The sequence below is a fragment of the Burkholderia sp. Bp9016 genome (assembly GCF_003857765.1).
In the GTDB taxonomy this organism is placed as follows: Bacteria; Pseudomonadota; Gammaproteobacteria; order Burkholderiales; family Burkholderiaceae; genus Burkholderia.
Genome location: NZ_QTPY01000007.1, coordinates 165,508 through 186,050, shown reverse-complemented (window position 1 = coordinate 186,050; position 20,543 = coordinate 165,508). Strand labels below are relative to the sequence as shown.

Annotated in this window: 21 protein-coding genes; 15 read left to right on the top strand and 6 right to left on the bottom strand. The window is 68.1% G+C overall.

Features of this window, described 5'->3' with window-relative positions:
* Positions 1–74: 74 nt before the first annotated feature.
* The 12 genes from DIE13_RS11125 to DIE13_RS11065 all read left to right on the top strand — a co-directional run bounded on the left by DIE13_RS11125 (position 75) and on the right by DIE13_RS11065 (position 12,133).
* Positions 75–479, top strand: coding sequence for an EF-hand domain-containing protein (locus tag DIE13_RS11125; protein WP_124827185.1), 405 nt, complete (start codon positions 75–77; stop codon positions 477–479).
* Positions 480–828: 349 nt separating this feature from the next.
* The gene (locus tag DIE13_RS11115) at positions 829–1,728 is read left to right on the top strand and encodes an IclR family transcriptional regulator (protein WP_098549804.1); all 900 of its coding nucleotides are present in this window, start codon (positions 829–831) and stop codon (positions 1,726–1,728) included.
* A complete protein-coding gene (locus tag DIE13_RS11110; protein ID WP_124827183.1) occupies positions 1,725–2,750 on the top strand; it encodes a 2-dehydro-3-deoxygalactonokinase in 1,026 nt (341 codons plus the stop codon). Before DIE13_RS11115 ends, DIE13_RS11110 begins: the two co-directional genes overlap by 4 nt.
* Positions 2,751–2,772: 22 nt before the next feature.
* Positions 2,773–3,450, top strand: coding sequence for a 2-dehydro-3-deoxy-6-phosphogalactonate aldolase (locus DIE13_RS11105; RefSeq protein ID WP_124827182.1), 678 nt, complete (start codon positions 2,773–2,775; stop codon positions 3,448–3,450).
* Positions 3,450–4,229, top strand: coding sequence for an SDR family oxidoreductase (locus DIE13_RS11100; protein WP_124827181.1), 780 nt, complete (start codon positions 3,450–3,452; stop codon positions 4,227–4,229). The genes DIE13_RS11105 and DIE13_RS11100 overlap by 1 nt, the downstream gene beginning before the upstream one ends.
* Before the next feature lie 102 nt (positions 4,230–4,331).
* Positions 4,332–5,327 (top strand): arabinose ABC transporter substrate-binding protein, encoded by a 996-nt coding sequence (locus DIE13_RS11095; RefSeq protein WP_124827180.1) that lies wholly within the window; start codon positions 4,332–4,334, stop codon positions 5,325–5,327.
* Positions 5,328–5,394: 67 nt separating this feature from the next.
* The gene (gene araG, locus DIE13_RS11090; protein WP_124827179.1) at positions 5,395–6,906 is read left to right on the top strand and encodes an L-arabinose ABC transporter ATP-binding protein AraG; all 1,512 of its coding nucleotides are present in this window, start codon (positions 5,395–5,397) and stop codon (positions 6,904–6,906) included.
* 100 nt (positions 6,907–7,006) lie between these two features.
* Positions 7,007–8,023: an L-arabinose ABC transporter permease AraH gene (araH, locus tag DIE13_RS11085; protein ID WP_124827178.1), complete on the top strand. Its 1,017-nt coding sequence runs from the start codon at positions 7,007–7,009 to the stop codon at positions 8,021–8,023.
* A 23-nt stretch (positions 8,024–8,046) separates the two neighbouring features.
* Entirely contained in the window at positions 8,047–8,862 is an 816-nt protein-coding gene (locus DIE13_RS11080) for an SDR family NAD(P)-dependent oxidoreductase (RefSeq protein WP_124827177.1), read from the top strand.
* Between the two features lie 62 nt (positions 8,863–8,924).
* Positions 8,925–9,986: an aldose 1-epimerase gene (locus DIE13_RS11075; protein WP_124827176.1), complete on the top strand. Its 1,062-nt coding sequence runs from the start codon at positions 8,925–8,927 to the stop codon at positions 9,984–9,986.
* A 39-nt stretch (positions 9,987–10,025) separates the two neighbouring features.
* On the top strand, positions 10,026–10,868 hold the full coding sequence (pyrF, locus tag DIE13_RS11070; RefSeq protein ID WP_124827175.1) for an orotidine-5'-phosphate decarboxylase: 843 nt from the start codon (positions 10,026–10,028) through the stop codon (positions 10,866–10,868).
* A gap of 206 nt (positions 10,869–11,074) precedes the next feature.
* Entirely contained in the window at positions 11,075–12,133 is a 1,059-nt protein-coding gene (locus tag DIE13_RS11065) for a haloacid dehalogenase-like hydrolase (RefSeq protein ID WP_124827174.1), read from the top strand.
* Between the two features lie 42 nt (positions 12,134–12,175).
* Here the strand turns inward: DIE13_RS11065 and DIE13_RS11060 are convergent, their stop codons facing one another.
* From DIE13_RS11060 to thiL, 3 genes are read right to left on the bottom strand one after another with little or no spacing between them, the layout of a single operon-like run.
* Positions 12,176–12,676 carry a CinA family protein gene (locus tag DIE13_RS11060; RefSeq protein ID WP_096506278.1) on the bottom strand — a complete coding sequence of 167 codons (501 nt, stop codon included), beginning with the start codon at positions 12,674–12,676 and terminating at the stop codon, positions 12,176–12,178.
* Positions 12,677–12,707: 31 nt separating this feature from the next.
* Positions 12,708–13,250, bottom strand: a complete 543-nt coding sequence (locus DIE13_RS11055) for a phosphatidylglycerophosphatase A (protein ID WP_124827173.1) — start codon at positions 13,248–13,250, stop codon at positions 12,708–12,710.
* Positions 13,240–14,238, bottom strand: coding sequence for a thiamine-phosphate kinase (thiL, locus tag DIE13_RS11050; RefSeq protein WP_124827172.1), 999 nt, complete (start codon positions 14,236–14,238; stop codon positions 13,240–13,242). The genes DIE13_RS11055 and thiL overlap by 11 nt, the downstream gene beginning before the upstream one ends.
* Before the next feature lie 134 nt (positions 14,239–14,372).
* Here thiL and DIE13_RS11040 point away from each other — a divergent pair, with 134 nt between their 5' ends.
* From DIE13_RS11040 to DIE13_RS11030, 3 genes are all read left to right on the top strand, one after another.
* Positions 14,373–16,715, top strand: a complete 2,343-nt coding sequence (locus DIE13_RS11040; protein ID WP_279607231.1) for an NADP-dependent malic enzyme — start codon at positions 14,373–14,375, stop codon at positions 16,713–16,715.
* A gap of 377 nt (positions 16,716–17,092) precedes the next feature.
* Positions 17,093–17,524, top strand: a complete 432-nt coding sequence (locus tag DIE13_RS11035; RefSeq protein ID WP_124827170.1) for a ribonuclease — start codon at positions 17,093–17,095, stop codon at positions 17,522–17,524.
* A gap of 16 nt (positions 17,525–17,540) precedes the next feature.
* Positions 17,541–18,104, top strand: a complete 564-nt coding sequence (locus DIE13_RS11030; protein ID WP_124827169.1) for a barstar family protein — start codon at positions 17,541–17,543, stop codon at positions 18,102–18,104.
* A gap of 125 nt (positions 18,105–18,229) precedes the next feature.
* Here the strand turns inward: DIE13_RS11030 and DIE13_RS11025 are convergent, their stop codons facing one another.
* From DIE13_RS11025 to speE, 3 genes are all read right to left on the bottom strand, one after another.
* Complete coding sequence (locus DIE13_RS11025; RefSeq protein WP_124827168.1) at positions 18,230–18,997, bottom strand: 16S rRNA (uracil(1498)-N(3))-methyltransferase; 768 nt, start codon at positions 18,995–18,997, stop codon at positions 18,230–18,232.
* A 17-nt stretch (positions 18,998–19,014) separates the two neighbouring features.
* Positions 19,015–19,431, bottom strand: a complete 417-nt coding sequence (locus DIE13_RS11020) for a glyoxalase/bleomycin resistance/extradiol dioxygenase family protein (protein ID WP_124827167.1) — start codon at positions 19,429–19,431, stop codon at positions 19,015–19,017.
* Between the two features lie 159 nt (positions 19,432–19,590).
* Positions 19,591–20,448 (bottom strand): polyamine aminopropyltransferase, encoded by an 858-nt coding sequence (speE, locus tag DIE13_RS11015; RefSeq protein WP_124827166.1) that lies wholly within the window; start codon positions 20,446–20,448, stop codon positions 19,591–19,593.
* Between the last annotated feature and the right edge of the window lie 95 nt (positions 20,449–20,543).

Genomic DNA, 20,543 nt, shown 5'->3' with positions numbered 1-20,543 from the left:
GGGCCTGGCGACGCGCGCCCGTGGCGGCGCCGTTCGCGGGCCGTCGACGACCTCATTCCAGACTGGAGCCTGACATGAAGAAACGTTTCATCGTCGTTGCCGCGGTGCTTGCATGCGGCGGCGTTGCAACATCCGTGTCCCTGTGCGCGTTCGCGCAGGCGAGCGACGCCGTTACCCCGGCGCGTGCGCGCCAAGCGCAGCTCGGCGATCCGTACGTGCCGCCGGCGGCGCGCAAGCCGACCGCCGGCACGCAGACGACCGGCGCCGCGCTGCACGCGCAGGTGGTGCGCAAGCTCGCGCGGCAGTTCGGCGCGGCCGACACGCAGAACACCGGGTCGATCACGCAGGCGCAGGCGCGCGCGGCAGGCCTCGGCTATGTCGCGAACCACTTCCGGCAGATCGACGCGAGCGGCAGCGGCCGCGTGTCGTTCTCCGACGTGCAGCGCTACATGCAGGCGCGCAGCGCGAACCAGCAGTAAGCGCGCCCTGCATGAGCAAACGGGGGCGGAACCTGCGACGCGGCGGGTTCCGCCCCCGCGCACATGACACGGCCGTTTCGCGACGGTCGGCGCGCGCTTTCAGCGTTTATCTCATTATATGGACAACGCATTCAAATATTGGAGGCGAATGCGTGCGCTCCTACAATCCGAAGCACATCGACAGCTTCGGACCCACGCATCGCGCGGCGCCCGACGCATACGGAGACACATTCCATGAAGTTCGCCGGGCGCTTTCCTCGGTGCATCGACCGCCGGCTTGCCGCGTCGCCGGACGTCGTTCCGGCGCTGCGACAGCGGCTTCACCGATTCCGTTGAAGAAGCCTGTTCCATGACCAAGATGCCCGACTCCCTTGCTCTCGACGCCCGGCGCGCGACGCCGGACGATGCGCCGCTCACGGACAGCATCGGCGCGACCAGCACGCCGCTCGATCTCGCCGCGCAGCAGGCCGGCACGCAGACGCTGCTGCGCGGTCTTGCGATCCTCGAGGCGATCGCCAACGGCGCGCGCGACATGCGCGCGATCGGCGCCGCGCTCGGCACGACGCGCAGCACGACGCACCGGCTCGTGAGCAGCCTCGTGCAGGCCCGCTACCTGCGCCAGGTCCAGGGCGGCTACCTGCTCGGCCCGAAGCTGATCGAGCTCGGCACGATCGCGCTCGAACAGATGCCGCTCACGGCGGTGGCGCGCCCGCACCTCGAAGCGCTCGCGGAAGCGACGCTCGACACGATTCACCTCGGCGTGCGCGACGGCGACGACGTGCTGTACATCGACAAGATTCCCGGCACGCGCGGCCTCGAGATGCGCTCGCGCGTCGGTCACCGGATGCCGCTCGCATCGACCGGCATCGGCAAGGCGATGATGCTCGACCTCGATCCGGATCTGTGGCGCTCGTTGTTCGAGGCCGCACGGCGCGCGCTGGCCGGTGTCAATTTCAAGCCGGACAACCGGCCCGAAACGAGCGCGTTCCTGCAGCGCATGGCGCACTACGCGGCCGGCGGCTATACGTTCGACCTCGAGGAAAACGAGGCGTCGATCCGCTGCGTGGCCGCACCGATTCGCGACGCATCGGGCGCGATCGTCGCGGCAGTGTCGGTCGCGAGCACGATTCCGTACATGCCGCACGACCGGATGGACGAACTGATTCCGCTCGTGCAGCGCGAAGCGCGAGCGATTTCCGCGGAGCTGGGCTGGAGCCCGCCGCAGGGTACTCGCAGGATCAAACGATGACCAATTCGACCCGGACCGTTCCGGACGCCAGTTCCGCCGCGCCGTCGCTGATCGCGCTCGACTGGGGCACGACGTCGCTGCGCGCGTACCTTCTCGACGCGCACGGCGCACTCATCGACACGCGCAGCCGCGCGGCGGGCGTGATGCACGTGCCGGCCGGCGGCGCGCGCGCGTTCGACGTCGTGTTCGAGGAGGCGTGCGGCGACTGGCTCGACCGTGCGCCGGGCGTGCCGGTGCTGGCCGCCGGGATGGTCGGCAGCGCCCAGGGCTGGCGCGAGGCGCCGTACGTCGAGGTGCCGGCCGGCGCCGATGCGCTCGTCGCGGGCCTCGTCACGGTGACGACGTCGCGCGGCACCACGGTGTCGATCGTGCCGGGCGTGATCGCGACGGGCGATCTGCCCGACGTGATGCGCGGCGAAGAAACGCAGATATTCGGCGCAATCGCGAGCGATCCCATGCTTGATGCAGATCGTTCAGGGGTACTGATCGGCTTGCCGGGCACGCATGCTAAATGGGCGTGGGTGAAGGGCGGACTCATCGAGCGCTTCCAGACCTTCATGACGGGCGAACTGTTCGCCGCGTTGCGTGACCACACGATCCTTGGCCGCACGATGCGCCCGAGCGCATCAGGCGACCGCGCGGCGTTCGCGCGCGGCGTGACGGTGGCGCGCGGCGCGCAGCGCACCGGGCTGCTCGCGACGATCTTCAGCACGCGCACGCTCGGCCTGACCGACCGGCTCGCCCCCGATGCGCAGGGCGACTACCTGTCCGGCCTGCTGATCGGCCATGAACTGAACGCGCTCGACGCGATGCTCGCGGAGCGCGGCGTCGCGCTCGCGAACCAGCCGCTGCTGCTGATCGGCGACGACGGATTATGTGCGCGCTACGTGGATGCGCTGCGCGTGTTCGGCTGCACGCATGCGCGCGTCGTCGCGCATGCGACCGAGCGCGGACTGTGGCGCATTGCATCGCGCGCCGGGCTCGTGCGTGCGGACGGCGAGCCCGTCTGCGCGGACCAATGAATTGACTGAAGAGGAATTGCCGATGTCGTCCGACCTTACGCTGCCCGCGCCGTACACCCCGCACGCCGCACTGATGCGCGCATTCGATGCGTGCCCGCTGATTGCGATCATGCGTGGCATCGCGCCCGCCGAAGCGGCCGACCACGGCCATGCGCTGTACGAAGCCGGCTTCCGGATCGTCGAAGTGCCGCTCAACTCGCCCGATCCGTTCGACAGTATCGCGGCGCTGCGCCGCGCGTTGCCGGACGACATGGTCGTCGGCGCGGGCACCGTGCTGCGCGCCGAATTTGTCGACCGTGTGCAGGATGCCGGCGGCACGCTGATCGTGATGCCGCACAGTGACGCGGCCGTGGTTCGCCGCGCGCGCGAGCGCGGGCTCGCGAGCGCACCGGGCGTCGCGACGCCGACCGAAGCGTTCGCCGCACTCGCGAACGGCGCCGACGTGCTGAAGATGTTCCCGGCCGAGCAACTCGGCGTGCTCGTCGTGAAGGCGTGGCGCGCGGTGATCGACCGCGCGGTGCCGCTGATTCCGGTCGGCGGCATTTCGCCGGACAACATGCAGCCGTTTCTCGCGGCCGGCGCCAACGGCTTCGGACTCGGCTCGGCGCTGTACCGGCCCGGTCAGTCGGCGGACGCGACCGCGGCGAACGCGCGCGCGTTCCAGGCCGGCCTGCGCGTCGCGCGCGGCGGAGCCGCTTGATGGAACGCCTCGCGGGCAAGGTCGCGATGGTGACGGGCGCGGGTCGCGGGATCGGCGCCGCGATCGCGCACGCGTTCGCTCGCGAAGGCGCGGCCGTCGCGCTCGTCGATCTCGATTTCGCGCAGGCGCAGCATACGGCTGCCGCGATCGCGCGCGACATCGACGGCGCGCGCGTGCTCGCGCTGCATGCCGACGTCGCGCAGCAGGCGTCGGTGCGCGACGCGCTCGCGCAGACCGAAGCCGCGCTCGGCCCGCTCGACGTGCTCGTGAACAACGCCGGCATCAATGTGTTCGCCGATCCGCTGACGATGACGGACGACGACTGGCGCCGCTGCTTCGCGGTCGATCTCGACGGTGTGTGGCACGGCTGCCGCGCGGCGCTGCCGGGCATGGTCGAACGCGGCCGCGGCAGCATCGTGAACATCGCGTCGACGCATGCGTTCCGGATCATCCCGGGCTGCTTTCCGTACCCGGTCGCGAAACACGGCGTGTTGGGCCTCACGCGCGCGCTCGGCATCGAATACGCGGCGCGCAACGTGCGCGTGAACGCGATCGCGCCGGGCTACATCGAGACGCAGCTCACGCGCGACTGGTGGGATGCGCAGGCCGACCCGGCCGCCGCGCGCGCCGAGACGCTTGCATTGCAGCCGATGAAGCGGATCGGCAAACCTGAGGAGGTCGCGATGACGGCCGTGTTCCTCGCGTCCGACGAGGCGCCGTTCATCAATGCCGCGTGCATCACCGTCGATGGCGGGCGCGCGGCGCTGTACCACGACTGACGCAACGATTCGAAAGACCGCACGTGCGACGGCCGCGCGCACGCCGCGTCGAAACCAACAAGCGGCTGCATCCTGTTCGATGAAGACAAGGAGACACTGGAGATGAAACGCAGAACGTTCGTAACGCTGGCCGCAGCGGCCGCGGTGTTGACGGGCAGCCCGGTTGCGCACGCGTCCGATCCGGTCAAGATCGGCTTCCTGGTCAAGCAGCCGGAGGAGCCGTGGTTCCAGGACGAATGGAAGTTCGCCGAGATTGCCGCGAAGGACAAGGGCTTCACGCTCGTGAAGATCGGTGCGCCGTCGGGCGAGAAGGTCATGAGCGCGATCGACAACCTCGCCGCGCAGAAGGCGCAGGGTTTCATCATCTGCACGCCTGACGTGAAGCTCGGGCCGGGCATCGTCGCGAAGGCGAAGTCGCACAACCTGAAGATGATGACGGTCGACGACCGCCTCGTCGACGGCGCGGGCAAGCCGATCGAATCGGTCCCGCACATGGGCATTTCCGCCTACAACATCGGCAAGCAGGTCGGCGACGGCATCGCGGCCGAGATCAAGAAGCGCGGCTGGGACATGAAGGACGTCGGCGCGATCGACATCACGTACGAGCAGTTGCCGACCGCGCACGACCGCACGAGCGGCGCGACCGATGCGCTGGTGGCCGCGGGCTTCCCGAAGGCGAACGTGATCGCGGCGCCGCAGGCGAAGACCGACACCGAAAACGCGTTCAACGCGGCGAACATCGCGCTCACGAAGAACCCGCAGTTCAAGCACTGGGTCGCCTACGGCCTGAACGACGAGGCCGTGCTCGGCGCGGTGCGCGCGGCCGAAGGGCGCGGCTTCAAGGCCGACAACATGATCGGGATCGGCATCGGCGGTTCCGACTCGGCGCTGAACGAATTCAAGAAACCGCAGCCGACGGGCTTCTACGGCACCGTGATCATCAGCCCGAAGCGCCACGGCGAGGAAACTTCAGATCTGATGTACACGTGGATCACGCAGGGCAAGGCACCGCCGCCGCTGACGCTGACGACCGGCATGCTCGCGACGCGCGACAACGTGACGAAGGTGCGCGAGGAGATGGGGCTCGCCTCGAAGTAAGCGGTCCGCCGGCCGCCGCGGCGAAGCGGCGGCCGGCGGTCGATCGATCCGGAAGTGGGGAGACGACGTGTCAGCGGCACTGCGTTTTGACAATATCGGCAAGGTCTTTCCCGGCGTGCGCGCACTCGACGGCATCTCGTTCGACGTGCATGCGGGCGAAGTGCATGGCCTGATGGGCGAGAACGGCGCGGGCAAGTCGACGCTGCTGAAGATTCTCGGCGGCGAATATCAGCCCGATGCGGGCAGCGTGCTGGTCGACGGCCAGCCCGTGCATTTCTCGAGTGCGGCTGCGTCGATCGCGGCCGGCATTGCGGTGATTCACCAGGAGCTGCAATACGTGCCCGACCTGACGGTCGCGGAGAACCTGCTGCTCGGCCGCCTGCCGAACGCGCTCGGCTGGGTGAAGAAGGGCGAGGCGAAGCGCCACGTGCGCGAGCGGCTCGCGGCGATGGGCGTCGATCTCGATCCCGATGCGAAGCTCGGGCGGCTGTCGATCGCGCAGCGGCAAATGGTCGAGATCTGCAAGGCGCTGATGCGCAACGCGCGCGTGATCGCGCTCGACGAACCGACGAGCTCGCTGTCGCATCGCGAGACCGAAGTGCTGTTCAAGCTCGTCGACGACCTGCGCGCGCAAGGCCGTGCGCTGATCTACATCTCGCACCGGATGGACGAGATCTACCGGTTGTGCGATGCGTGCACGATCTTTCGCGACGGACGCAAGATCGCGTCGCATGCGTCGCTCGACGACGTGCCGCGCGAGCGGCTCGTCGCCGAGATGGTCGGGCGAGAGATTTCGGACATCTATCATTACGCGCCGCGCGCGCTCGGCGACGTGCGGTTTTCCGCCGAAGGCGTCGACGGCCCGGCGCTGCGCGAACCCGCCAGCTTCTCGGTGCGCGCGGGCGAGATCGTCGGCTTCTTCGGACTGGTCGGCGCGGGGCGCAGCGAACTGATGCGGCTCGTGTACGGCGCGGACCGCCGGCGCGCGGGCGTGCTGACGCTCGACGGCGCGCGCATCGACGTGAAGCGCACCGGCGACGCGATTCGCCACGGCATCGTGCTGTGCCCGGAGGACCGCAAGGAAGAAGGGATCATCGCGATCGCGTCGGTCGCGGAGAACATCAACATCAGTTGCCGCCGCCATTCGCTGCGCGCGGGGCTCTTCATCAACCGCAAGGCGGAAAGCGAGACGGCCGACCGCTTCATCCAGCGGCTGAAGATCAAGACGCCGAACCGGCGGCAGAAGATCCGCTTCCTGTCGGGCGGCAACCAGCAGAAGGCGATCCTGTCGCGCTGGCTCGCGGAGCCCGACCTGAAGGTCGTGATCCTCGACGAGCCTACGCGCGGCATCGACGTTGGCGCGAAGCATGAAATCTACGACGTGATCTACCGGCTCGCGGAACGCGGCTGCGCGATCGTGATGGTGTCGTCGGAACTGCCGGAAGTGCTCGGCGTGTCCGACCGCATCGTCGTGATGCGCGAAGGCCGTATCGCGGGCGAGCTGCCGCGCGAACAGGCGAACGAGCACTCGGTGCTGAGCCTCGCGCTGCCGCAGACGAGCGCCGTCGAGGCGGCCTGAGGCCGCGCGGGGTAGGCTGGGCCGGCCTCGGGCGGCGCACGACATTCGAATCGATCACGCGCGGCGCGGGCCGCGCGAAGCAGGAGCAGGAGACACAATCATGCAAGTCAGGGAAAACCTCGCCAGCGCGGCCGTGAAGCCGTCGGCCGACACGCTGGCGCCCCAGCAGAGCGACCGCCAGAAGTGGTGGCAGCACCTCACCGAATACAGCCTGATCGCGATCTTCGCGGTGATGTTCATCACGATGTCGCTGACGGTCGATCACTTCTTCTCGATCGACAACATGCTCGGCCTCGCGCTGTCGATCTCGCAGATCGGCATGGTCGCGTGCACGATGATGTTCTGTCTGGCCTCGCGCGACTTCGACCTGTCGATCGGTTCGACGGTCGCGTTCTCCGGCGTGCTGTGCGCGATGGTGCTGAACGCGACCGACAACACGTTCGTCGCGATCGTCGCGGCGGTCGCGGCAGGCGCGGCGATCGGCTTCGTGAACGGCGCGGTGATCGCGTATCTGCGCATCAACGCGCTGATCACGACGCTCGCGACGATGGAGATCGTGCGCGGACTCGGCTTCATCGTGTCGAAGGGGCAGGCGGTCGGCGTATCGTCGGATACGTTCATCGCGCTCGGCGGGCTCACGCTCTTCGGCGTATCGCTGCCGATCTGGGTCACGCTGCTGTGCTTCATCGCGTTCGGCGTGCTGCTGAACCAGACCGTCTATGGGCGCAACACGCTCGCGATCGGCGGCAACCCCGAGGCGTCGCGGCTCGCGGGGATCAACGTCGAACGTACGCGCGTGTACATCTTCCTGATCCAGGGCGCGGTGACGGCGCTCGCCGGCGTGATTCTCGCGTCGCGCATCACGTCGGGCCAGCCGAACGCCGCACAGGGCTTCGAGCTGAACGTGATCTCCGCGTGCGTGCTCGGCGGCGTGTCGCTGATGGGCGGCCGCGCGACGATCTCGGGTGTCGTGATCGGCGTGCTGATCATGGGCACCGTCGAGAACGTGATGAACCTGCTGAACATCGACGCGTTCTACCAGTACCTGGTGCGCGGCGCGATCCTGCTCGCGGCGGTGCTGCTCGACCAGATGAAGAACCGCGGCGTACGCGACTGACCGATTCCACGGAGACGATCCGCATGACCATCGAAACTTCCGCGCACGATCCGCACGCCGCGAGCCACGCACGCTACGCGCGCTACCCGAGCCTCGCGGATCGGGCGGTGCTGATCACGGGCGGCGCGACCGGCATCGGCGCGGCGTTCGTCGAGCACTTCGCGCGGCAGGGCGCGCGCGTCGCATTCGTCGATCTCGACGCGCAGGCGGGCCGGGCGCTGGCGGAACGCCTCGCGCAGGCGCCTGACGTACGCCATGCGCCGTTGTTCCTTGCGTGCGACCTGACCGACATCGACGCGTTGCGCGATGCGATCGACGCGATCCGCGCAGGCATCGGCGCGATCGCGGTGCTCGTGAACAACGCGGCGAACGACGTGCGTCACGCGATCGTCGACGTGACGCCCGCATCGTTCGACGCGGGCATCGCGGTGAACCTGCGTCACCAGTTCTTCGCGGCGCAGGCCGTGATCGACGACATGAAGCGGCACGGCGGCGGCGCGATCATCAATCTCGGCTCGATCAGCTGGATGTTGAAGAACGGCGGCTATCCCGTCTACGTGATGGCGAAGGCGGCCGTGCAGGGGCTCACGCGCGGGCTCGCACGCGATCTCGGCCCGTTCGGCATCCGCGTGAATTCGCTGGTGCCGGGCTGGGTGATGACCGACAAGCAGCGCCGGTTGTGGCTCGACGACGCGGGCCGCGCGGCGATCAAGGCCGGCCAGTGCATCGACGCCGAGCTGCTGCCGGACGATCTCGCGCGGATGGCGCTGTTCCTCGCGGCCGACGACAGCCGGATGATCACCGCGCAGGACGTGGTGGTCGACGGCGGCTGGGCCTGAGCATTCGCGCGGGATCGCGCAACGAACCGTATCGTTTCTTCGACGAAGGAAAGGAGTTCATCATGACTGCCACGTCCTCGCGCGCATCGTCGTCCACGAGCCAGTCGCGCCGCGCGCGCCTGGCTGCAGCAGCCCAGCCGGTCAGCGCCGGCCCGCAGACCGCCGCGTTCGCGCAGGGCGTCGGCGCCGCGCACGCGGCGGCCGTCACGCTGTCGAACGCGTCGCTGCGGCTCGACGTGCTGCCGCATCTGGGCGGCGGCATCGCGCGCTTCGACTGGCGCGGCGACAACGGCGCACTGGTGCCGGTGTTCCGCCGCTGCGAGCACCCGCAAGCCGCGACGGATCCGAACGAGCTCGCGTGCTATCCGCTGTTGCCGTACTCGAACCGGATCGGCAACGGCCGCTTCGAATGCGACGGGCGCAGCGTCGCGGTGCCGCGCAACCGTCGCGACGAGTCGTTGCCGATTCACGGCGACGGCTGGCTCGCACCGTGGCAGGTGGACGACGCGACCGACACCACGCTGCAACTGTCGCTCGATCGCGCGAGCGGCGCGCCGTATGCGTTTCGTGCGATCCAGTCGTTCGCGCTCGACGATGCGACGCTGTCGATCGCGCTGACGATCGAGAACGCGGGGCGCGCACGGCTGCCGTTCGGGCTCGGCGTGCATCCGTTCCTGGTGCGCGACGACGCGACCGAACTGGCCGCGGCGGCCGGCGGGTTGTGGTTGTCGGGCGCCGATTTCCTGCCGGTGCGGCACGTGAGCGTGCCGCCGGCGTGGCAGTTCGGCGTCGCGTATCCGCTGCCGGCGACGCTCGTCAATCATGCGTTCACCGGCTGGGGCGGTCACGCGACGGTGGGCTGGCCGCGCCGCGGGCTGTCGATGACGGTTGCCGCCGACGCCGATGCGTACGTGCTCTTCACGCCGCCCGGCAAGGATTTCTTCTGCTTCGAGCCGGTCGATCATCCGATCAATGCGGTCAACCTGCCGGGCGGCGGAGCCGCGCACGGGATGACGCTGCTCGCGCCGGGCGAGCGGCTCACGCGGCGTTTTTCGTTTACCGTCGAGCGGACCGACGCACGCGTCGATGCAGCCGCGCGCGAGGGACGCCGGCGACGCGGGTAAAATACGCGGTCTACCAACGGTTTGCCGCGAGTATCCGCCATGTCTTCCCCGCTTACTTTCATCGAATCGCTGCGCGCCGCGTGGCAGCGCACGAATTCGCTGCTGTGCGTCGGCCTCGATCCCGAGCCGTCGCGCTTTCCCGTGCAATTCGACGGCCAGCCCGATGCGATCTTCGAATTCTGCCGGCAGATCGTCGACGCGACCGCGCAGTATGCAAGCGCGTTCAAGCCGCAGATCGCGTACTTCGCCGCGCACCGCGCGGAAGATCAGCTCGAGCGCCTGATTGCGCACATCCACCTCCAACACCCGGGCCTGCCCGTGATCCTCGACGCGAAGCGTGGCGACATCGGCAGCACGGCCGAGCAGTACGCACGCGAAGCGTTCGAGCGCTATCGCGCGGACGCAGTCACCGTGAACCCGTACATGGGCTACGACTCGGTCGAGCCGTACTTCGAGCACGACGGCAAGGGCGTGATCGTGCTGTGCCGCACGTCGAACCCGGGCGGTTCGGACCTCCAGTTCCTCGAAACGAACGGGGCCGGCCATCCGGGCCGGCCGCTGTACCAGGTCGTGGCCGACCTGGCGGCGAACAAGTGGAACGCGAAGAACGGCCAGCTCGGCCTCGTGGTCGGCGCGACGTTCCCGAACGAAATCGAGATCGTGCGCGGGATCGTCGGCGACATGCCGCTTCTGATCCCCGGCATCGGCGCGCAGGGCGGCGACGTGCAGGCGACCGTCAACGCGGGCCGCACGGCAGACGGCACCGGGATGATGATCAACTCGTCGCGTGCGATCCTGTACGCGAGCAACGGCGAGGACTTTGCCGAAGCCGCGGCGCTCGCCGCGCAGAAGACGCGCGATACGATCAACGCGCATCGCTGAAATATCGCTGATGCGCAGGCCGCCCGCCCGGGCGGCCTTTTGCTGCGCCCCGCGCCCGCGGGCCGCGCGGCTTTTTCACCGTGAGCCATCCTGGCGCGCGCGAACAACTTCCCGTCGCTTGTGTATCGCATGCCCGCGCGCCAATCGCGCGATGCTGCCGTTTGTCATCGATCCGTAACCAGAATGTCAAGAAAGGGAGCGACGCCATGCCCAAGCTGTCCCGCCATCTTCTGAGCGCGCTTGCCGCGTCGTTGTGCATGACGTTCGCCCATGCGGCGGACCTGTCGCACTGGCCGGCGGACAGCGCGAAGGCGCTGAACGCGATGATCGCCGAGCACGCGAATCGCGGCGACTACGCGGTGTTCGACGCCGACAACACGACTTACCGCTATGACCTCGAGGAATCGCTGCTGCCGTATCTCGAGCACCGCGGCGTGCTCACGCGCGACTCGCTCGACCCGTCGCTGAAACTGATCCCGTTCAAGGATTCCGCCGACTACAAGGAGTCGCTGACGAGCTACTACTACCGGCTCTGCGAGATCGACGACCTGGTCTGCTACCCGTGGATCGCCCAGGCGTTCGCGGGGCTGTCGCTCGCCGACCTGAAGCGCCACATCGACGCGATGCTCGCCGACGGCAAGCCGGTGCCGATCCGCTACTGGCAGGGCGACAAGGTGGTCGACGGCGCGGCGAACCCGCCGCGCTTCTTCCGCGGGATGCAGGAGCTGTACAACGCGCTGCGCGAGAACGGGATCGAGGTGTTCGTGATGACGGCCGCGCACGAGGAACTCGCGCGGCTGGTGCTGTCCGATCCGAAGTACGGCTACAACGTGAAGCCGCAGAACGTGATCGGCGTGACGACGCTGCTGCGCAACCCGGCGACGGGCGCGCTGACGACGTCGCGGCTGCAGATCAAGGCCGGCAAGTACGACGAAGCCGCGAACCGCAACCTCGTGATCACGCCGTTCCTGATGAACCCGATGACGTGGTACGAGGGCAAGCTCGGCTCGATCGTCGGCTGGATCGACCAGTGGAAGAAGCCGGTGCTGGTCGCGGGCGACACGCCGACGTCCGACGGCTACATGCTGCTGAATGCGACGGACGTCGCGCGCGGCGGCGTGCGCGTGTGGGTGAACAAGAAGGACAAGCAGATGGCGCAGATCCGCGCGTGGTCGGACGAATCGGCCGCACAGCAGAAGGCGCTCGGCCTGCCGGTCACGGCGGACAAGAACTGGATCGTCGTGAAGCCCGACGCGATCCAGTAAGCGGGCGGGGGGCGCTTGCCGCCGCGCCGTTTTCCGGACGAATCAGCTTTCGCGTTCGTCGAGCAGCTTCAGCAGCCCGCGCAGCGCATGCGCGGCCGCCTGCGTGCGGATCTGTTCGCGGTCGCCCTTGAACACGAGCGTCTCGACGTCGGTATGCAGCCGGTTGCTCCAGCCGAACGACACGGTGCCGACCGGCTTCTTCTCGCTGCCGCCCGCCGGGCCGGCGATGCCGGTGACGGACAGCGCGACCTGCGCGCGGCTGTTGCGCAACGCGCCTTCGGCCATCGCGCGGGCGACGGGCTCGCTGACGGCACCGTGTTTTTCGATCAGGTCGGGCGGTACGCCGATCATCTCGCTCTTGGCCTGGTTCGAGTACGTGACGAAGCCGCGCTCGAACCACTGGCTGCTGCCGGAGATGTCGGTGATCGCGGCGGCGATCATGCCGCCCGTGCATGATTCGGCGGTGGCGAGCGACAGGTGCTCGTCACGCAGCTTGTTGCCTGCGCGGATCGCAAGCTGGTGGACGACGGAATCGGTTGGCATGCGCGTCGGGAAACGAAAGTCGGGAAATCGGTCAGCCGATGACGGAGCGCCACACAGCAATCACGAGCAGCGTCATGAAGGCGGCGATCAGGTCGTCGGTCATGATGCCGAAGCCGCCGGTCATGCGGCGGTCGAAATAGCGGATCGGCGGCGGCTTGAGCATGTCGAACAGGCGGAACGCGACGAAGGCCCACAGCTGGCCGACGAAGGTCGCGGGCGTGACGAACAGCATCACGAGCCAGACTGCGACGATTTCGTCCCAGACGACGGGGCCCGGATCGGTCGCGCCCATCCTGCGTGCGGTGAAGCCGGTGATCCAGGCGCCGCCGACGAACCCGAGCGCGATCAGCGCCCACCATTCGGGCACCGTCAGATAGCGGTTCAGCACGACGAACGTCAGCCAGCCGAACAGCGAGCCGAACGTGCCGGGCATGAATGGCGCAAGCCCGCTGCCGAAGCCGAGCGACACGATGTGCGCCGGGTGCGACAGCATGAAGCGCGCGGTGGCGCGCTGCGGCACGTTCCGCGCGGCGCCGGGCGCGGCCGCGGTGTGCGCGGTCGGGTCAGTCTGCATGGAAGTGGTCGAAGCCGTGCAACGTGAGTGTCAGGGGCGTGCCGGCGGCGTCGCGCCACGCGATCGCGGGCTGCTCGGACGGCGACGACAACGCGCGTATTGTACCGACCCGCGTGACCGGAACGCCGGCGCTGGCGCCGGCTGCGTCGACCGCCGCACGGGCCGCGACAGGCGCTGTGAAGCACAGCTCGTAGTCGTCTCCGCCCGCCAGCGTGCATTGGCGCTGCATGGCGGGCGGCAGGGTCGCGAGCGCGGCCGAGCGCGGCACCGCGTCGGCGTCGATGTCGGCGCGCACGTTGGAGCGGGTCAGGATGTGCAGCAGGTCGCCGGCGAGGCCGTCCGAGATGTCGAGCGCCGCGTGCGCGACGCCCGCCAGCGCGAGACCGAGCGCGATGCGCGGCTCGGGGCGCTCGAGCGCCAGCCGGAACGCGGCGGCTTCGGCCGCACCGGCGGTCCATTCGCCGCGCGCGATCCCGAGCCCGGCGCGCGCGTCGCCGAGCGTGCCGGATACCCAGATGTCGTCGCCGTCGCGTGCGGCATCGCGTCGCAGCGCAGCATCCGGCGCGACTTCGCCGAACACGGTCACGCACAGGTTCAGCGGCCCGCTCGTCGTGTCGCCGCCGATCAGTTCGCAGCCGAACCGCTCGGCGAGCGCGAACAGGCCGTCGCTGAATGCCTCGAGCCATGCCGCGTCGGCGCGCGGCAGCGCGCATGCGAGCGTGAACGCGCGCGGCTCGGCGCCCATCGCCGCGAGATCCGACAGGTTGACCGCGAGCGTCTTGTGGCCAAGCGCGTCGGGCGCGACAGTGGGGAAGAAGTGGCGGCCTTCGACCAGCATGTCCGTCGAAATGGCTAGTAATTTCCCGGATCGCGGTGCGATCAGCGCGCAATCGTCGCCGATGCCGAGCGTCGACGCGCGCGGCCCCCGGGCTGCACGGCGTGCGAAGAAGCGATCGATCAGCGAAAACTCGGAAAGGGCGGCTGGCACGGCGGGAGATCCGGAGCGGTTGAGGGAACGGCATTGTACGAGGCGAACGGCGGCGTTCCTGCACCGTTCAGTACATTTTTGTCGCGGCTGTTGCACTCGAATCGCCGGTCTGACGGGCTTCGATTGGCGCTACAATGCCGTCGAGCAGTCATTCTAATCCGCCCGTCACAAGACACATGTCGACCCAAGCCTCCTCCAAAGCCAAGCTCCGCGAAGCCGCTCTCGACTATCACGAATTCCCGACCCCGGGGAAGATCGCGATTGCCCCCACCAAACAGATGATCAACCAGCGCGATCTCGCGCTCGCGTATTCGCCGGGCGTGGCGTATGCGTGTGAGGAAATCGTCGAGAACCCGCTGAACGCCGCACGTTTCACCGCGCGCAGCAACCTGGTCGGCGTCGTCACGAACGGCACGGCGGTGCTCGGCCTCGGCAACATCGGCCCGCTGGCGTCGAAGCCGGTGATGGAAGGCAAGGCGGTCCTCTTCAAGAAGTTTGCCGGCATCGACGTGTTCGACATCGAACTGAACGAGTCGGACCCGCACAAGCTGGTGGACGTGATCGCCGCGCTGGAGCCGACCTTCGGCGGGATCAACCTGGAAGACATCAAGGCACCGGACTGCTTCATCGTCGAGCGCGAAGCGCGCAAGCGGATGAAGATCCCGGTCTTCCACGACGACCAGCACGGCACCGCGATCGTCGTGGCCGCGGCCGTCACGAACGGCCTGAAGGTCGTCGGCAAGGACATCAAGAAGGTCAAGCTGGTCGCGTCGGGCGCGGGGGCTGCCGCACTCGCGTGTCTGGACCTGCTGGTCGACATCGGCCTGCCGCTCGAGAACATCACGGTGACCGACCTGGCCGGCGTGGTCTACAAGGGCCGCACCGAGCTGATGGACCCGGACAAGGAGCGTTTCGCCCGCGACACCGAAGCGCGCACATTGGCGGAAGTGATCGACGGCGCCGACATCTTCCTCGGCCTGTCGGCTGCCGGCGTGCTGAAGCAGGAGATGGTGAAGGGCATGGCCGAGCGCCCGCTGATCCTCGCGCTCGCGAACCCGACCCCGGAAATCCTGCCGGAACTCGCACTCGAAGTGCGCCCGGACGCGGTGCTCGCGACCGGCCGTACCGACTACCCGAACCAGGTCAACAACGTCCTGTGCTTCCCGTTCATCTTCCGCGGCGCACTCGACGTCGGCGCGACGACGATCACGCGTGAAATGGAGATCGCGGCCGTCAATGCGATCGCCGAGCTCGCGCAGCACGAGCAGAGCGACATCGTCGCGACCGCGTACGGTATTCAGGACCTGTCGTTCGGGCCCGATTACCTGATTCCGAAGCCGTTCGATCCGCGCCTGATCGTGAAGATCGCGCCGGCCGTCGCGCAGGCTGCGATGGATGGCGGCGTCGCGACGCGCCCGATCGAGGACATGGAGGCTTACAAGCAGCACCTGCAGCAGTTCGTGTACCACAGCGGCACGACGATGAAGCCGATCTTCCAGATCGCGCGCGCCGCGTCGGAAGAGAAGAAGCGTGTCGTGTTCGCGGAAGGCGAAGAAGAGCGCGTGTTGCGCGCCGTTCAGATCATCGTCGACGAGAAACTCGCGAAACCGATCCTGATCGGCCGCCCGGCGGTGATCGAGCACCGTATCCAGCGTTACGGCCTGCGCCTCACGCCCGGCACCGACTTCACGGTCGTCAACACCGAGCACGACGAGCGCTACCGCGACTTCTGGCAGACGTACTACAAGATGATGTCGCGCAAGGGCATTAGCGAGCAGCTCGCACGCGTCGAGATGCGCCGCCGCACGACGCTGATCGGCTCGATGCTCGTGAAGAAGGGCGAAGCGGACGGGATGATCTGCGGCACGATCAGCACGACGCACCGCCACCTGCACTTCATCGACCAGGTGATCGGCAAGCGCGCCGGCTGCAGCGTCTACGCGGCGATGAACGGGCTGGTGCTGCCGGGCCGTCAGATCTTCCTCGTCGACACGCACGTAAACGTCGATCCGACCCCGGAGCAACTCGCCGAGATCACGATCATGGCGGCGGAAGAAGTGCGCCGTTTCGGCATCGAGCCGAAGGTCGCGCTGCTGTCGCACTCGAATTTCGGCACGAGCAACGCGCCTTCGGCGCAGAAGATGCGCGATACGCTCGCGATCCTGCAGGATCGCGCGCCGGAGCTGAAGGTCGACGGCGAAATGCACGGCGACGTCGCGCTCGACGCGGCGCTGCGCAAGGAAATCCTGCCGGAATCGACGCTGGAAGGCGAAGCGAACCTGCTGATCCTGCCGAACATCGACGCGGCGAACATTGCGTACAACCTGCTGAAGACGGCTGCCGGCAACAACATCGCGATTGGGCCGATCCTGCTGGGCGCTGCCCAGCCGGTTCACGTGCTGACCGAATCGGCGACCGTTCGCCGCATCGTCAACATGGCTGCGCTGCTGGTCGCCGACGTGAACGCCACGCGCTGAGCCCGAATGCACGCGCCGTGCCGGTCGAACCGGTGCGGCGCGTCGGGAAAAATTGTAAACAAAAGCAAAAAGAGGCGTGCCCGCAATGGGCACGCCGCCGGGCAGGGCGCGAACGCGCTTCCCGCAAGCAACAGCAGCATCTCTCCACTCTGGGTAACGAGCGTGGCAAGGAGGCAGAGTCTCGCCATACGAGAGATGCCACACGCATTTTAACCTATGTAAGATAAATGTATCCTTTATTAGGTAGAAAATACCCGATTCGGCGTGGCGTGCGGCTTTCGGTTCCCAAACGAACATTGATTCGCGCGGACAATAGCGCTACGCTAACGCCTTTGTTGGTCGTCAACTACTTGATTTAACAGCGGGAACCCTGGTTCATGGCACGCAAGTGGCTCCGCAACGGCGCGCTCGCGTCCGTCTTCGCGATGTTCGCGATGGGTATCGTCGGCACGCCGACGGGCAGTCTGGTTTCCGCCGCTTACGCACGGCAGGCCGTTTCGGCCGACATGGCCGTCGGCGGGCTCGATACGATCCCGACCGCCCGCCTGCCGCGCGAGGCCGTGACCACGCTTGGCCTGATCGGCGCCGGTGGCCCCTATCCGTACGAGAAAGACGGCGTCGTATTCGGCAACCGCGAGCGGATCCTGCCGAAAGCGAGGCGCGGCTTCTATCACGAGTACACGGTGCCGACGCCGCGCGCACGCAATCGCGGTGCGCGCCGGATCGTCTGTGGCGGGCCGTTGCGCCGGGTCGACAACTGTTACTACACGGACGACCACTACAACAGTTTTAAACGTATTGTTGAATGACTTCGGGATGAACGGAATGAGCGACTCCATCTACGCGCACGATACGGCGGCGGCGGAACTGTTCGCAGCCGGCGACGGCAATCTGTTTCAGCGCGTGATGCAATTACACGCGGCGGCACAGGCTGGCGGCGCGCCGGTGCAACAGGAAGCCGAGCCCGGGCTTTCATCGAACGAGGAGCCTATGAGCCTTTTCACGACCGTGCGACCCAATCTCGTGCAGTCGATCCGCGCGTTTCGCGTGCAGGATCTCGCCGACGAAGCCGGTCGGCTCGGCCAGCATTTCCTGTATGCGTATTGCGGCGCCGCGCAGTCCAAGCAGGAGGTGATGGAGACGATCGCGACGTCGTTCCTGTTTCCGAAGCATTTCGGAAAGAACTACGATGCGCTGTACGACTGCCTGACCGACCTCGTCGCGAAGGCGGGCGCCCAGCCCGGTTTCGTGATCGTTCTCGAAGGGCTGCCGATCGCGCAGAAATTCGACAAGGAAGGGCGGGAGACGCTGCTCGACGTGTTTCGCGAAGCCGCCGAATTCTGGGCCGAGCGCAAGGTCGCGTTCCGCGTGTTCTATTCGTTCGCGTAAGCGCGAAACCGCCGGCCGCTCACCCGCGGCCGATTCGGTAAAAAGCCCGCGTCGTGCGGGCTTTTTTGCGTCCGCGGCCCGCGGGGATCAGGCCGCGCGCGCCGCGAGAGCGGTGCCGGGACGCGTCACCAGCCGCCCCACCGCGCGGCCAGCGCCGCGAGCACGGCCGCGCCGGCGGTCTCGGTGCGCAGCACGCGCGGGCCGAGCGACAGCGCGGTGAAGCCGCGCGCGCGGGCCGCCTGCTCCTCGTCGGGCGACAGCCCGCCTTCCGGCCCGATCAGCAGCGTGACGGTCGCGGCAGGCGGCGCGTCGGGCAGCGACGCGAACGGGATGCTCGCGCGCGGCGACAACAGCAGCCGCAGTTCGCCGTCGAGCGGTGCGGCCGGCAGTGTATCGAGCCACGCGCCGAAGCCGCGCACGTCGGCGACGTCGGGCACGCGATTGCGCCCGCATTGTTCGCACGATGCGCGCACGACGCCGCGCCAGTGCGCGACGCGCTTGTCCGCGCGCTCGCCCGACAATTTCACGACGCCGCGCGCGGTCGACAGCGGCACGACCGCCGCGACGCCGAGCTCGACGGCTTTCTCGATCACCCAGTCCATCTTGTCGCCGCCGGCGATGCCTTGCGCGAGCGTCACGCGATAGGGCGGCTCGGCTTCGGCCGGGTCGAATGCCTCGATCTGCGCGAGCGCGCTGCGCTTGTCGATCTCGACGAGCCGCGCGCGGTACTGGCCGCCGCTGCCGTCGAACAGTGCGAGCGCGTCGCCGGGCTGCAGGCGCAGCACCTGCGCGTGGCGCGCGACGTCGGCCGGCAGCGCAAGCGTCGCATCGGCACGCAGCGCGGTTTCGACGAAAAAGCGCGGCACGGCCGCGGTGGTGGTGGCTTCACTCATGCGTAGTGCGGCTCCGCTCATGTGCGCAGGCGGCGCGCGAGCGCCCAGCGGTAGCCGTCGAGATCCTCGATCTGGGCGAAGCGATCGCCCCAGAACTGGTCCTGCGGCGCGGTCAGGGACTTGGCGCCCGCATCGAGCGCGCGCTGCCAGGTTGCGTCGACGTCGTCGACATACAGATAGAACGACTGCGGCGCGGTTGCGTCCGCACTCTTCGGCGTGAGCGCGGTCGAGCCGAACGCGCCTTCGGGCGCGAACATCACGATCAGCTGGCCACGGTAGGTCATCTCGACGTGCATGATCGCGCCGTCCTCGTCGAGCACGTCGCGCAGTTCGAAACCGAATGCGGCCTTGAAGAACTCGATGGCTGCCTGCGTATTGCGGACAGCCAGGTAAGGCGTCAACCAAGGCACGTCGGCCGGACGTGGATCGGTCATGAAAATCTCCTGTCGAACGAACAGCGGGGTCGTGCGGGTGCTTCGGCGGGCCTCCGGTAGCGTTCCGGACCTGCGCTCGCGCCCCGGCGACAGCCGGTCACGGACCGGTCGCGGACGCATGCGCGATGGAACAGCGAAACGATGCGGCCGCCCGGAAGCTCAGCGGCGAACGCCCAGTGTATCGCGCAGCGCGCGTGGCAGGGCAAAGAGGGACGCATGCAGGCGCGCATCGTAGTAGCGCAAGCCGTGCACGCGGCGTTCGGCGAGACGTTCGTCGACGTCGTGCGCGAACAGCGAGGCCGCGTCGAGCGTGTCGCTCGCGATCGCCATCAGCCATTGCGAGCCGTACAGCGGCACGTGCGCCGACAGCGGATCGACCACGGCGAAGCACGCACGCAGGTCGTCGAGCAGCGCGGCGATTCGCGACGCGTGGAACACGGGCGAGCCGAGGTGCATCGAGATCGCGCCGCGCGGCGTCAGGATCCGCTTGAGCCGCGCATAGAACGCGCGTGTATAGAGGCCGGCCGCCGGCGAATCGGGCGGCGTGAGATCGAACACGACGAGGTCGAAATGCTCGACGGTCGACGCGACGAAATGCGCGGCGTCGCCGATCACGACCTCCACGCGCGGGTCGTCCAGCGCGCCCTGGTGTACATCGTCGAGATAGCGGCGGGCCATGCCGACCACTTCGTCGTCGAGCTCGGCGACGACGATCCGCTCGATGCACGCATGCTTGAGCAGCTGGCGCGCCGCGCCACCGTCGCCGCCGCCGAGCACGAGCGCCTTCCTCGGGCACGGATGCGCGAGCGCGGCCGGGTGCGTCATGCACTCGTGATAGACATACTCGTCGCCGACCGACGTCATCGGCCGGCCGTCCAGCGTAAACAGGCGGCCGAGCTGAGGCGTTTCCCAGACCTCGATGTGCTGGTGCGGCGATGCGACGTGCGCGAGCCGCCGTGCGTTCGGGAAGCCGTAGGTGGCGTCGGGCGTCGGGTGAAAAAAGAGGGTAGTGCTCACGGGCGGGCCGCTCAGGGCAGGCAGTTCCGACGTCTGAATTATAGGAGGCGTGCGGTTCGACGGAAAAGCGTGCCGGAACACCGCGCGCCGACAAG

Bases quoted from the DNA above. Each gene is read 5' to 3' on its own strand.
- DIE13_RS11125 (WP_124827185.1), top strand. From the start codon at position 75: ATGAAGAAACGTTTCATCGTCGTTGCCGCGGTGCTTGCATGCGGCGGC.
- DIE13_RS11115 (WP_098549804.1), top strand. From the start codon at position 829: ATGACCAAGATGCCCGACTCCCTTGCTCTCGACGCCCGGCGCGCGACG.
- DIE13_RS11110 (WP_124827183.1), top strand. From the start codon at position 1,725: ATGACCAATTCGACCCGGACCGTTCCGGACGCCAGTTCCGCCGCGCCG.
- DIE13_RS11105 (WP_124827182.1), top strand. From the start codon at position 2,773: ATGTCGTCCGACCTTACGCTGCCCGCGCCGTACACCCCGCACGCCGCA.
- DIE13_RS11100 (WP_124827181.1), top strand. From the start codon at position 3,450: ATGGAACGCCTCGCGGGCAAGGTCGCGATGGTGACGGGCGCGGGTCGC.
- DIE13_RS11095 (WP_124827180.1), top strand. From the start codon at position 4,332: ATGAAACGCAGAACGTTCGTAACGCTGGCCGCAGCGGCCGCGGTGTTG.
- araH (WP_124827178.1), top strand. From the start codon at position 7,007: ATGCAAGTCAGGGAAAACCTCGCCAGCGCGGCCGTGAAGCCGTCGGCC.
- DIE13_RS11080 (WP_124827177.1), top strand. From the start codon at position 8,047: ATGACCATCGAAACTTCCGCGCACGATCCGCACGCCGCGAGCCACGCA.
- DIE13_RS11075 (WP_124827176.1), top strand. From the start codon at position 8,925: ATGACTGCCACGTCCTCGCGCGCATCGTCGTCCACGAGCCAGTCGCGC.
- pyrF (WP_124827175.1), top strand. From the start codon at position 10,026: ATGTCTTCCCCGCTTACTTTCATCGAATCGCTGCGCGCCGCGTGGCAG.
- DIE13_RS11065 (WP_124827174.1), top strand. From the start codon at position 11,075: ATGCCCAAGCTGTCCCGCCATCTTCTGAGCGCGCTTGCCGCGTCGTTG.
- DIE13_RS11060 (WP_096506278.1), bottom strand. From the start codon at position 12,676: ATGCCAACCGATTCCGTCGTCCACCAGCTTGCGATCCGCGCAGGCAAC.
- DIE13_RS11055 (WP_124827173.1), bottom strand. From the start codon at position 13,250: ATGCAGACTGACCCGACCGCGCACACCGCGGCCGCGCCCGGCGCCGCG.
- DIE13_RS11040 (WP_279607231.1), top strand. From the start codon at position 14,373: ATGCCGTCGAGCAGTCATTCTAATCCGCCCGTCACAAGACACATGTCG.
- DIE13_RS11035 (WP_124827170.1), top strand. From the start codon at position 17,093: ATGGCACGCAAGTGGCTCCGCAACGGCGCGCTCGCGTCCGTCTTCGCG.
- DIE13_RS11030 (WP_124827169.1), top strand. From the start codon at position 17,541: ATGAGCGACTCCATCTACGCGCACGATACGGCGGCGGCGGAACTGTTC.
- DIE13_RS11025 (WP_124827168.1), bottom strand. From the start codon at position 18,997: ATGAGTGAAGCCACCACCACCGCGGCCGTGCCGCGCTTTTTCGTCGAA.
- DIE13_RS11020 (WP_124827167.1), bottom strand. From the start codon at position 19,431: ATGACCGATCCACGTCCGGCCGACGTGCCTTGGTTGACGCCTTACCTG.